The organism is Solihabitans fulvus, assembly GCF_008386585.1.
Classification (GTDB): Bacteria; Actinomycetota; Actinomycetes; order Mycobacteriales; family Pseudonocardiaceae; genus Solihabitans; species Solihabitans fulvus.
This window is the reverse complement of sequence record NZ_VUOB01000021.1, coordinates 11,194-22,472: the sequence shown is the minus strand read 5'-3', so window position 1 is coordinate 22,472 and position 11,279 is coordinate 11,194. Positions and strand designations below refer to the sequence as shown.

Here is an 11,279-nt window from a genome sequence, read left to right as displayed (position 1 = left end):
GTTCGCCCGCCGCCGCACCGACAGCGGCTACGACGGCTCGGACACGCGGTGACCCGGCCGGCGCAGCAGGACCCAGGCGGTGCCGGCCGCCGCCAGCAGCAGCACCGCGCCGACCGCCGAACCCAGCCGCATGCCGTCGACGAAGGTGTCCCGCGCGGCGCTCAGCACCGCCTCGGTCACCTCGGCGGGCAGCCCGCCCGCCGAGGTGACCGCGCCGCCGAGCGAGTCCCGCGCCGCCGAGGCGACGTCCTCGGGCACGCCGGCCGGCAGCGTCACGGCGCCCCGGTAGTACCCGGTGATGATCGAGCCGAGCAGCGCGATGCCCAGCGCGGCCCCCAGCTCGTAGGAGGTCTCCGACACCGCCGAGGCGGCCCCGGCCTTCTCCTTGGGCGCGCTGCTCAACACGATGTCGGCGGTGACGGTGAGCGCCAGTCCGGCGCCGGCGCCCACCACGAACATCCCCAGCCCGACCGGCAGGAAGCCGATCCCGGTGCGCAGGCCGAGCACGGCGGCCATGGCGACGCCGATCGCCGCCAGGCCGGCGGTCACTGTGGCCCTCGGCGACCAGCGCCTGGCCACCGCGCCGGCGACCAGGCCGAACAGCACGGCTCCAGCGGTGGCCGGCAGCTCCCGCACCCCGGCCTCCAGCGGGCGAAGGCCCTGCACCAGCTGGAGGAACTGGGACATGAAGAAGGCCAGCGCCGACAACCCGAGGATGGCCAGCAGCTGGGCCAGCACCGCCCCCGTGAAGGCCCGGTCGGCGAACAGCCGCACGTCGACCAACGGCACCGGCAGCCGAAGCTGGCGGCGCACGAACCAGGTGAGCGCCGCCACCCCGACGACGAGGCCGGCCAGCACCGTCGGCCAGCCCGCGCCGGCCGCCAACTCCTTGACGGCGTAGACGAGGCTGACGACGCCGACCAGCGAGAGCGCGGCGCTGGCCAGGTCCCACGGGCCGGGGGAGGGGTCGCGCGACTCCGGCAGGGTGACCGCGCCGACGGCGATGAGCAGCACCATCACCGGCACGTTGATCAGGAAGACCGAGCCCCACCAGAAGTGTTCGAGCAGCAGCCCGCCGACCACCGGGCCGACGGCGGCGCCCGCCGAGGCCATGGCGCCCCACACGCCGATAGCCAGGGTGCGCTCCCGGTCGTCGGTGAACAGGTTGCGGATGATCGACAGGGTGGACGGCATCAGCGTCGCGCCCGCCACGCCGAGCAGACCGCGCGCCGCGATCAGCATGACCGGGCTCGTCGCGTAGGCGGCCAGCACCGACATCAGGCCGAACGCGGCCGCGCCGATCAGCAGCAGCCGCTTGCGGCCGATCCGGTCGCCGAGCGTGCCCATCGTGACCAGCAGACCGGCCAGCACGAAGGAGTAGCTGTCGCCGATCCAGAGCAGCTGGGTGCTGGTCGGCCGGAGGTCCTCGGTGAGCGAGGGGATCGCGAGCCCGAGCACGGTGGCGTCCACCGCGATGAGCAGCACGGCGAGCACCAGCGTGCCCAGCGCGATCCAGCGCGAGCGCTGGCCGGTCACGACTGCCCCCTGCGGATGCCGCCGAGCAGCAGTTCGACCAGGGCGCGCGGCGCGTCGCGCCGGGCGAGGCGGCCGTCGTGCACGGCCCAGCTGGCGCCGACCAGCATCGAGGACAGCGCGTCGACGAACCACTCCGCCGGCAGGTCGAGCCGGAACGCGCCGGCCTCCTGGCCGCGCCGGTAGAGGGCGATGAGCAGCCCGTCCAGCTCGGACCACGGCCCGTCCGGCTCGGTGCTCTCTACGAGCTGGTTCTCGCCGGACAGCAGCGCGTACAGGTCGGCGATGGGCATCAGGGCGTCCACGACGCGGCGCACGGCCTCGACCGGCTCGCCCTCCTCCAGCCGGGCGGACGCCAGTGCCGCGCGCGTCTGCGTGACGGCGAACGCGGCCAGCTCGCGCACCAGCGCCGCGCGGCTGGGCACCATCCGGTGCAGGGTGGCTCTGCTGATGCCGGCGGCGCGCGCGATGTCCTCCATCGGCGTGCGCGGCCGGTGCAGCAGCACCGCGGCGGCGGCCCGCAACACGTCCTCGCGACTCGTCGTCATGCGACGATGCTAGCTCATGTGAGACAGTGATGTCTCATTGAAGACGCGTCCGTCTCTCTAGCCTCGACGCAGCGGTGCGGGGCTCGTGTCCGGATGTGACAGAACTGCGTCATTGCGGCCATCGGGGGTGCGGGTGACGATTGGTGCGTGCCCAGTACCCGCCGCGTCGTCATCGCCGTCTTCCCCGATGTCGACCTCCTCGACGTCACCGGGCCGGCCGAGGTGTTCGCGCTGGCCAACCTGGAGGCGGGCGGCCGGGCGGGCTACCAGGTGCAGCTGGCCGGACGTTCGCGCGGCAGCGTCACCTCCTCGGCCGGCGTGCGGCTGGTCGTCGACCTCTCCTTCGCCGAGGTCGACGGGGTGCTGGACACGCTGCTCATCCCCGGCGCGGTCGACCGGCACCCGGCCGGCCCGGTCGCCAGGATCGACCGGGACGTCGTGGAGTGGGTGAAGCGGGCCGCGCCGCAGGCCCGCAGGGTGGCCTCGGTGTGCGTCGGCGCGCACCTGCTCGCCGCGGCCGGGCTCCTCGACGGGAGGACGGCCACCACCCACTGGTCCACCGCCGCCCAGTTGGCCGCCGACCATCCCGCGGTGACGGTGGACCCCGACCCGATCTTCGTCCGGTCCGGGAACGTCTGGACCGGGGCCGGGATCAGCGCCTGCATGGATCTCGCGCTGGCGCTGGTGGCCGAGGACCTCGGCGAGGAGGTCGCGCTCGCGGTCGCCCGGCAGCTGGTGATGTACCTGCGGCGGCAGGGCGGGCAGAGCCAGTTCTCGGTCCCGCTGAGCCGGCCGCCCGCCTCCCGCAGGGATATCGACGAGCTGCGGATGTTCATCGCCGACCACCTCGACGGCGATCTGTCCACGGCCGCGCTGGCCGGACGGATGTGCCTGAGCGAGCGGCACTTCGCCCGCGTGTTTCGCCAGGAGACCGGCACCGGCCCGGCTCCCTACGTCGAGGCGGCCAGGGTGGAGGCGGCCCGCCGCCTGCTGGAGAGCACCGACCAGTCCCTCGGCGAGGTCGCCGCCGGCTGCGGGTTCGGTTCGGTCGAGACCCTGCACCGGGCGCTGCGCAAGCAGATCGGCACCACCCCGGCGGCCTACCGCCGCCGCTTCCGCACCACCAGCTGAACCAGTAACCCCACGGTTTTCCCACTGGCACGCGCGCACGCCGTGCGGCTTCGCCGTGCCCTCACCTCAGGTCGAAAGGGCTCCACCATGACCGCTTCCACTACCCTGCGTGACGTGTTTGGCCTCGGCAGCCAGCTGCCCAGGCTCGGCGACGCCACCCTGATCATGATCGACTTCCAGAACACCTACACCACGGGCGTCCTGGCGCTGGACGGCGCGTACGAGGCCCTCGCGGCCGCCGCCCGCCTGCTGGCCGCCGCCCGCGCCGCCGGCACCCCGGTGATCCACGTCATCAACGACGGCGGCGAGAACACTCCCTACGACATCCGCGCCGAGATCGGCGCCATCTGCGCCGAGGTCGCCCCGATCGAGGGAGAGCGCGTCGTGGTCAAGCAGGTCCCCAACTCGTTCCACGACACCGACCTCGAGAAGACCCTGCGCGAGCTGGGCGCCGGCGCCGACCTGGTGCTGGCCGGCTTCATGACCCACATGTGCGTCACGTTCACCGCGCAGGGGGCCTTCAACCTCGGCTACCGGCCCACCGTCGTCGCCGAGGCCACCGCAACCCGTCCGCTGACCGCCCCCGACGGCACCGTCCTGCCCTCGGCGGCCCTCCACGCGGCGGCCCTGACCACCATCGGCGACCTGTTCGGCACCATCGCGCCCACGGTCGACGACCTCGCCTGACCGTCCTCGGTCACGCCGGCCAGGCCCGGGGTCACGAAGTCCGGCGCTGCGTCTCCTCGGCTTTCTCCTTGAGGCGCTGCTCTTCCTTCCTGACCTCGGCCTGGGTGGCGCGCTCCTGCTCCAGCCACGCGGGGCTGTCCGCCTTCAACGCGTCGATCTGCTCGGTGGTGAGCGGGTCGGTGATGCCGCCACGCGCGAGACCGCCGATGGAGATGCCCAGCTTCCGCGCGATGACCTGGCGGGGATGCGGGCCGTTGCGGCGCAGTTCCCGCAGCCACTCCGGCGGATCGGCCTGGAGGGCGTTCAACTCGTCGCGCGAGACGACACCCTCGCGGAACTCCGCGGGGGTGGCTTCGAGGTACACACCCAGCTTCTTCGCCGCGGTCGCGGGCTTCATCGTCTGGATGGTCTTGTGCGACGTCATGGGGTCAAGGATATCGAGCGCGCGCGCCTCCGCTGACCACGCCCGGTAATCTGACCCGGTGACAGGCTCGGATGTACCTCCTTCGTTCAGGCTCGCGTACGTCCCCGGAGTGACACCCACCAAATGGGTGCGGACCTGGCACGAGCGGTTGCCCGATGTTGCGCTGACCCTCGTCGGCGTGTCCGCAGCCGAGGCGGCCGACCTGGTGCGGGCCGGCGGCGCCGACGCCGGCCTCGTGCGGTTGCCGATCGACCGGACGGGCCTGAGCGCGATTCCGCTCTACGTCGAGACGACGGTGGTCGTGATCCAGAAGGACCACGTCTTGGCGGCGGCCGAGGAGGTGCCCGTCGCGGACCTGGCCGACGAGGTCGTGCTGCACCCCCTCGACGACGCCCTCGACTGGGCGCAACCGCCGGGCCGTCCCGCGGTCGACCGCCCTGCCACGACGGCGAACGCGGTCGAGCTGGTGGCGGCCGGCGTCGGCGTGCTCATCGTGCCGCAGTCGCTCGCCCGGCTGCATCACCGCAAGGACCTCACCTACCGGCCCGTCTCGGGCGCCCCTGAGTCGGGTGTCGCGCTGTCGTGGCCGGAGGACGAGACCACCGACCTGATGGAGCAGTTCATCGGGATCGTCCGTGGCAGGACCGTCAACAGCACGCGGGGGCGCCAACCGGCCCCTGCGGAGGCGAAGGCGTCGACGAAGGGCGCGCGTCCCGACGCGGAGCGGAAGTCCTCGGCCGGCAAGGCGACCGGTGGTAAGTCGGCCGGTGGTAGGTCGGCAGGCAAGGCGGCCGGTGGCAAGGTGGCCGGCAGGGGGCAGCGCAGGGGCGCCGGCGCCTCCGACGGTGGCAAGCGCGGAAAGCGTCGCGGACGGTAGTCGCGATCGCGCGGTCCGCCGGGCTCCGGTGTCGGGAAGGGTGCCCGAGGATTGCCCTTGGGGACCTGTTCGCGTGTGTCCGGTGTGGGTAGGCAGGAGTCGTTGCCGCTCGGTCTCGCACAGGACGGAGACGATCATGCACGCCAAGGACAGGCCGGAACGGACAGCCCCTCCTGGTCGGCCGCGGCGTGCCGCCGAGCCGATCAGCAACGCCATGTCGGCGGAATCGGCGACCTCGTACCGGGAGCATCCTGAGCATCCGGAACGCCTGTCGCCGGAGCTGCTGCCCGCGCTGCAACGCAGCGTCGGCAACGCGGCGGTCGGCAGGCTGCTGGCCGACCAGCGGTCACCGGTGGTCGTCCAGCGCGCGCCTACCGCCCTGTCGCCGGCCCAGCGCTCCCTGCGCGACCTGGCCGGCCGCTGGAAGGTGCAGACCTTCTTCGCGCTCACCACCGGCCGGTCCAACGAGTTGCAGCGCGTGGACGCGGCCGTGGCGAACTGGCGGCGGGCCCTCGAAGCCGATCCGGCCTCACCCCATCAGGACCTACTGAACGCCATCCAGCAGGCCATCACCGACTGGCGGGCGGTCAAGGGCACCGGATCCCGCAGCTTCCGCGCCGCCCACATCGACTCCCTGTCCCAGCGCGTCACCAGGGCCATCACCGACGCCGGCGCGACCGCCGCCCCGGCCGCCGCACACGACGAGGACGAGGAGCTGGACAGCGAGGACGAGTACTTCTCCGAGAAGAGTTCGGAGCACGCGTCCGCCGAGCACTCGTCCGAGAGCGAGTCCGAATCCAGCGAATCCCCGTGGGTCTTCTCGACGAACGGGGGCATGGCCGTCGGCAGGCGCTCCGGGAGCAAGGACTTCTTCGCGCTGCCCGACGTGATCGACAGGGCGAACGAGGCGCTCGGCGACCGGGGGTCGCCGCTCCAGCTTCGGCTGTCCTCCGGCGAGGTGCCGGAGGAACTGGCCCAGCGCGGGCTGCGCAGGGTGGAGCCCGTGATGGTCGTGCACGGCGAGGAGCGCACCGGCGACGACCTGCTGGACGTGAACGAGTGCATCGAGGTCGCCCGCAAGGTGACCGGTGACCGGGCGGGGAACGTGCTGCTCGCCCCGGAGGAGGAGGGCGGCGAACGTGTGAGCCACCGGCAGGAGCCCAACAACACCACCGACTTCTCCGCCTACGCCCGCCTGGTCACCCGTCCGGGGATGACGCCGGAGCGGCTCGCCCGCAACCTGCGGAAGGACACCGAGTACTTCCGGTTCACCTGGCGGGAGGCGGAGATCGACGTCGACGTCGAGGAGGCGCACGACGGGGATGTCGACGAGGCGATCACCGCCGTCCGGGCGCAGCTCGTCACCGCGGGCATGGACACCAAGGTGGCCGGCACCCTGCTCAGGGAGATGGAGCGGAAGAACCTCGAGTTCCACCCCGGCCTCCAGCAGATCCTGGTCGACAGGGCGGAGAGCGCGGCACTGCTCGACGGCCCGCTGTCGGCCGAGAAGACCGAGGGCATCAGGGACCTGACCGGGAAGGTCGGCAACCTCATCAAGTCGCGCTACCGGCCGTACGAGGCGCCGAACCCTGAACGTGACCGAAGGCTGGGCATCAACGAGTCCGCCACCGCCGAGGTCGGCGAGGCGTTCGGCATCTACGGCACCCGCGCGCGCAAGCGGGAGGAGAAGGACGAGGACCGGGCGGCGGGCCGCAAGGCGCCGTGGACCTACCACTTCGCCGGTGTCGTGGCCAAGGACGGCGAGGACGTGGTGACGCTGGAGAACTACAACCGCCGCGACAAGCCGGGCGGCAACGCGATGTGGTACTTCGCCCTGTACGGCGGGGGACGCACCTTCCATGGCACACACAAGGAAACGGTCACCGACGCGATCACGCTGGCGATGGGCTGAACCGGGCGCACGTTCCCACATACCGAGCGCCGCCGAGGATGGTTGTGTCCGGCCGCGCTGCCGCGTTACGGTGCGAACGAAGGTCATGAGTGTCAGCACCAGATCTCGGCCTGCGCAACGACAACCGTCCCGCGCGGTGGGTGCTCAAGGTGACGACCTGGCGGTGCCGACGACGGCGCCGCAACGGCGCGAACTCGACATCGGTGTGAGCCGATCGGGATGGGGGTGGCGACAGTGCGAGCAGCCGTTGAGCGCGTCGCGGTCCCCGCTCCCAAGGCCCGGTGCCGCGTCGCCACCACGTACTCGCGACGCCACATCGATCTCCAGCGCGTCGCCGCCGCACTCTGTCCGGCCTGCCAGCACGTCGCCGCCTGACCTCCTTCCGCAGCCCCGTTTTCCCTGCCGCCGCTCCACCCGTCCGCGCACGGGCGCTGGCGCGATTCGGCATGCCACCAGGGAGTAGACGCCCATGCCTGGACCATCACCCGCACCGCTGCACCTGGCCGTCGCGCTCGACGGCGCAGGCTGGCATCCCGCGGCCTGGCGGGAGCCCGACGCCCGGCCCGACCAGATCTTCACCGCGCAGTACTGGTCCGACCTGGTCGCCGAGGCCGAGCGGGGCCTGCTGGACTTCGTGACCATCGAGGACTCCCTTGGCCTCCAGTCATCCTGGCGCGCCGAGCCGGACGGCCGGACCGACCGGGTGCGGGGCAGGCTGGACGCGGTGCTGATCGCGGCCAGGGTGGCGCCCCTGACCCGGCACATCGGGCTGATCCCGACCGCGGTGGTCACCCACACCGAGCCGTTCCACGTCTCGAAGGCGATCGCGACCCTCGACTACGTGAGCACCGGCCGCGCCGGCGTGCGGGTCAAGGTGTCCGGACGTGCCGAGGAGGCCGCGCACTTCGGCCGCCGAACCGTGCCGTCGGTGCGGATCGAGGACCTGGATTCGGCGGAAGGTTTGGCGCTGCTCAAGGATCTCTTCGACGAGGCCGGCGACTACGTCGAGGTGCTGCGGCGACTGTGGGACAGCTGGGAGGACGACGCGGAGATCCGCGACGCCGCCACCGGTCGCTTCGTCGATCGGCACAAGCTGCACTACATCGACTTCGAGGGCAGCAGGTTCAGCGTGCGGGGCCCGTCCATCACGCCGCGTCCGCCGCAGGGCCAGCCCGTGGTCGCCGCGCTGGCGCACCGGGGCGAGCCGAACCGGCTGGTGGCCCGCTCGGCCGACGTCGGCTTCGTCACCCCGCGCGACGCCGACGACGCCAGGTCGATCCTCGCCGAGATCCGCAGCGAGCAGGCGTCGGCCGGCCGCGCGGACGAGACGGTGCACGTCTTCGCCGACCTGGTGGTCTTCCTCGACCCCGACCCCGGTGTCGCCGCCGCCCGCAAGGCGCGCCTCGACGAGCGCGACGGCGCCGAACTCACCAGCGACGCCGCCGTATTCACCGGAACGGCCGGAGAACTCGCCGACCTGCTCGTGGAGTTGCGGCAGACCGGACTCACCGGGTTCCGGCTGCGGCCGGCCGCGCTGCCGCACGACCTGACGCAGATCACCCGCCACCTCGTGCCAGAACTCCAGCGCCGCAACGCGTTCCGCACCGCGTACGAGGCGAACACCCTGCGCGGGCTGCTCGGCCTGCCCCGCCCAGCCAACCGCTACGCCGCCACCGTCTGAGCCAGGCAGGAAGGACGTCACCACGATGAGCGAGCCCGTCAAACAGATCCACCTCGCGGCGCACTTCCCCGGTGTCAACAACACCACCGTGTGGAGCGACCCGGCCGCAGGAAGCCACATCGACTTCAGTTCCTTCGTCCACTTCGCACAGACCGCCGAGCGCGCCAAGTTCGACTTCCTGTTCCTCGCCGAGGGACTGCGGCTGCGCGAGCAGAACGGGGAGATCTACGACCTGGACGTTGTCGGCCGGCCGGACACCTTCACCGTCCTCGCCGCGCTGGCCGCCGTCACCGACCGGCTCGGGCTCACCGGGACGATCAACTCCACCTTCAACGAACCCTACGAAGTGGCCCGCCAGTTCGCCTCGCTCGACCACCTGTCCGCCGGGCGCGCGGCGTGGAACGTCGTCACCTCCTGGGACGAGTTCACCGGGCAGAACTTCCGCCGAGGCGGCTTCCTGGCCAAGGAGGACCGCTACGAGCGGGCCAGGCAGTTCCTGACCGCGGCAGGGGAGCTGTTCGACTCCTGGCGGGGTGACGAGGTCGTCGCGGACAAGGACTCCGGGGTCTTCCTCAGCGACCCGGCCCCCGGCCGCTTCGACCACCACGTCAGCCAGTTCGACATCACCGGCCACTTCACCGTGCCGCGAAGCCCGCAGGGCCGACCGGTGATCTTCCAGGCGGGCGACTCCGAGGAGGGCAGGGAGTTCGCGGCCTCGGCGGCGGACGCCATCTTCACCCGGCACGGCACGCTAGAGGCGGGCCGCGCCTTCTACGCCGACGTCAAGGGCCGCCTCGCTCGGTACGGCCGCTCCCGGGACGAGCTGAAGGTGTTGCCAGGCGTCACCTTCGTCCTCGGCGACACCGACGCCGACGCCAGGGAGAGGGCGGCCGTGATCCGCCGCCAGCAGGTGAGCGGCCAGACCGCGATCAGGCTCCTGGAACAGCTGTGGAACCGCGACCTCAGCGCGCACGACCCGGACGGGCCGCTGCCTGCGGTTGACCCGCTGGTCGGCGAGAATCTCGTCGCCAGGGGCAGGGCCAGCGTGCGCCAGTACACCGACCCGCTGGCCACCGCGGCCCAGTGGCGGGCGTTGGCCGAGGAGAAGGGACTCACCACCCGCGAGCTGATCATCGAGGTGACGGGCCGCCAGTCCTTCATCGGCACGCCGGAGGGAATCGCCAACAGCCTCAACGAGTTCGTGCAGTCCGACGCCGCCGACGGCTTCATCCTCATCCCGCACCTGACACCCGGCGGCCTCGACGAGTTCGCCGACACCGTCGTGCCGCTGCTCCAGGAGCGAGGGGTGTTCCGCACCGAGTACGAGGGCGCGACCCTGCGCGACCACCTCGGGCTCGGCGAGGCGCGCTCGGCGGACACCGGCACCAGGGTGGCGTCGTGAAATTCCTGGCCATCACCCTGATCGTGCACGGCCCCGACCCGGTGACCGGCGCGCTGAAGTCGACCAACGACCGCCTCCGCGAGGTGATCGACAACGCGGTGCTCGCCGAGGAGCTCGGCTTCGACGGCTTCGGCGTCGGCGAACGGCACGAGCGGCCGTTCATCTCGTCGTCGCCGCCCGTGATCCTCAGCCACATCGCCGCCCGCACCAGGCGGATCCGGCTGTTCACCGCGGTGACCACGCTGAGCCTGCTCGACCCGGTGCGCGCCTACGAGGACTACGCGACGCTGGACCACCTCTCGCAGGGTCGCCTTGAACTGATCATCGGCAAGGGAAACGGCACGGCCCAGCGCGAGCTGTTCCACGTCACCGCCGAGGACCAGTGGGACCGCAACGCCGAGTCCTACGAGCTGTTCCGCCGACTCTGGCGGCAGGACACGGTGACGTACTCGCCGCGCTTCCGTCCCGCGCTGACCGAGGCAGAGGTCTGGCCCCGGCCGCTCCAGCAGCCGATCCGGGTCTGGCACGGCAGCGCGACCAGCCGGGAGTCGGTCGACCTCGCCGCCCGCTACGGCGACCCGCTGTTCTCCGCCAACGTCACCAACTCGATCGAGCCGTACGCCGAGCTCGTCCGCTACTACCGGCAGCGGTGGGAGCACTACGGCCACGACCCCGCGCTCGCCACGGTCGGCGCGGGCACCGCCGGGTACTACGCCGCGCGCACCTCGCAGGAGGCGCTGGCGGCCTACCGCCCCGTCTTCGAGGGCCAGCTGGCGGCCCAGCAGCGGCTCGGCCTCGAACCGGTCTTCCGCACCCTGGAGGACTTCGTCGAGCGCAGCTCGGCCCTGATCGGCAGCCCGCAACAGGTGATCGAGAAGGTGCACCGCTACCACGAACAGTTCGGCCACAGCGTGCTGCACGTCCGCGCCGAGGCCGGCGGCCTCACCGACGCCCAGCACCGGGACAGCCTCGAGCTGTTCCAGTCCGACATCGCCCCGACGCTGCGCCGCGAACTTCCCGACCCGCCATGGCACTGGGGACCGGTCGACGCAGCCGTGCCCGTGCCAGCGAGATAGGGACCCGC

Annotated in this window: 11 protein-coding genes and 1 riboswitch; of the genes, 8 read left to right on the top strand and 3 right to left on the bottom strand. The window is 72.1% G+C overall.

The genetic code is table 11. The features are described from left to right. Nucleotides 1-27 precede the first annotated feature (27 nt). Both F0L68_RS11710 and F0L68_RS11705 read right to left on the bottom strand, forming a co-directional pair. Nucleotides 28-1,536 (bottom strand): MFS transporter, encoded by a 1,509-nt coding sequence (locus F0L68_RS11710; RefSeq protein ID WP_149849547.1) that lies wholly within the window; start codon nucleotides 1,534-1,536, stop codon nucleotides 28-30. Further along, nucleotides 1,533-2,081, bottom strand: a complete 549-nt coding sequence (locus F0L68_RS11705; protein ID WP_149849546.1) for a TetR/AcrR family transcriptional regulator — start codon at nucleotides 2,079-2,081, stop codon at nucleotides 1,533-1,535. Before F0L68_RS11705 ends, F0L68_RS11710 begins: the two co-directional genes overlap by 4 nt. Before the next feature lie 147 nt (nucleotides 2,082-2,228). Here F0L68_RS11705 and F0L68_RS11700 point away from each other — a divergent pair, with 147 nt between their 5' ends. After that, nucleotides 2,229-3,212 (top strand): GlxA family transcriptional regulator, encoded by a 984-nt coding sequence (locus F0L68_RS11700; RefSeq protein WP_149849545.1) that lies wholly within the window; start codon nucleotides 2,229-2,231, stop codon nucleotides 3,210-3,212. Nucleotides 3,213-3,299: 87 nt separating this feature from the next. Beyond that, the gene (locus tag F0L68_RS11695; protein ID WP_149849544.1) at nucleotides 3,300-3,899 is read left to right on the top strand and encodes an isochorismatase family protein; all 600 of its coding nucleotides are present in this window, start codon (nucleotides 3,300-3,302) and stop codon (nucleotides 3,897-3,899) included. A 31-nt stretch (nucleotides 3,900-3,930) separates the two neighbouring features. Here the strand turns inward: F0L68_RS11695 and F0L68_RS11690 are convergent, their stop codons facing one another. Continuing rightward, nucleotides 3,931-4,323 carry a DUF5997 family protein gene (locus F0L68_RS11690; protein WP_149849543.1) on the bottom strand — a complete coding sequence of 131 codons (393 nt, stop codon included), beginning with the start codon at nucleotides 4,321-4,323 and terminating at the stop codon, nucleotides 3,931-3,933. 58 nt (nucleotides 4,324-4,381) lie between these two features. Here F0L68_RS11690 and F0L68_RS11685 point away from each other — a divergent pair, with 58 nt between their 5' ends. The 6 genes from F0L68_RS11685 to F0L68_RS11665 all read left to right on the top strand — a co-directional run bounded on the left by F0L68_RS11685 (nucleotide 4,382) and on the right by F0L68_RS11665 (nucleotide 11,271). After that, a complete protein-coding gene (locus tag F0L68_RS11685; protein ID WP_149849542.1) occupies nucleotides 4,382-5,200 on the top strand; it encodes a LysR family substrate-binding domain-containing protein in 819 nt (272 codons plus the stop codon). Between the two features lie 136 nt (nucleotides 5,201-5,336). Beyond that, complete coding sequence (locus tag F0L68_RS11680) at nucleotides 5,337-7,112, top strand: hypothetical protein (protein ID WP_149849541.1); 1,776 nt, start codon at nucleotides 5,337-5,339, stop codon at nucleotides 7,110-7,112. 81 nt (nucleotides 7,113-7,193) lie between these two features. After that, nucleotides 7,194-7,305: riboswitch (SAM riboswitch) on the top strand. Between the two features lie 26 nt (nucleotides 7,306-7,331). Further along, the gene (locus F0L68_RS44880; protein ID WP_368732277.1) at nucleotides 7,332-7,487 is read left to right on the top strand and encodes a putative leader peptide; all 156 of its coding nucleotides are present in this window, start codon (nucleotides 7,332-7,334) and stop codon (nucleotides 7,485-7,487) included. A 94-nt stretch (nucleotides 7,488-7,581) separates the two neighbouring features. Further along, on the top strand, nucleotides 7,582-8,793 hold the full coding sequence (locus tag F0L68_RS11675; RefSeq protein WP_149849540.1) for an LLM class flavin-dependent oxidoreductase: 1,212 nt from the start codon (nucleotides 7,582-7,584) through the stop codon (nucleotides 8,791-8,793). A 25-nt stretch (nucleotides 8,794-8,818) separates the two neighbouring features. Next, nucleotides 8,819-10,195 carry an NtaA/DmoA family FMN-dependent monooxygenase gene (locus F0L68_RS11670; RefSeq protein WP_149849539.1) on the top strand — a complete coding sequence of 459 codons (1,377 nt, stop codon included), beginning with the start codon at nucleotides 8,819-8,821 and terminating at the stop codon, nucleotides 10,193-10,195. Further along, the gene (locus tag F0L68_RS11665; RefSeq protein ID WP_149849538.1) at nucleotides 10,192-11,271 is read left to right on the top strand and encodes an LLM class flavin-dependent oxidoreductase; all 1,080 of its coding nucleotides are present in this window, start codon (nucleotides 10,192-10,194) and stop codon (nucleotides 11,269-11,271) included. Before F0L68_RS11670 ends, F0L68_RS11665 begins: the two co-directional genes overlap by 4 nt. Nucleotides 11,272-11,279 lie beyond the last annotated feature (8 nt).

Coding starts and splice junctions, on each gene's coding strand:
- F0L68_RS11705 (WP_149849546.1), bottom strand. CDS start 2,081: ATGACGACGAGTCGCGAGGACGTGTTGCGGGCCGCCGCCGCGGTGCTG.
- F0L68_RS11695 (WP_149849544.1), top strand. CDS start 3,300: ATGACCGCTTCCACTACCCTGCGTGACGTGTTTGGCCTCGGCAGCCAG.
- F0L68_RS11690 (WP_149849543.1), bottom strand. CDS start 4,323: ATGACGTCGCACAAGACCATCCAGACGATGAAGCCCGCGACCGCGGCG.
- F0L68_RS11680 (WP_149849541.1), top strand. CDS start 5,337: ATGCACGCCAAGGACAGGCCGGAACGGACAGCCCCTCCTGGTCGGCCG.
- F0L68_RS44880 (WP_368732277.1), top strand. CDS start 7,332: ATGGGGGTGGCGACAGTGCGAGCAGCCGTTGAGCGCGTCGCGGTCCCC.
- F0L68_RS11675 (WP_149849540.1), top strand. CDS start 7,582: ATGCCTGGACCATCACCCGCACCGCTGCACCTGGCCGTCGCGCTCGAC.
- F0L68_RS11670 (WP_149849539.1), top strand. CDS start 8,819: ATGAGCGAGCCCGTCAAACAGATCCACCTCGCGGCGCACTTCCCCGGT.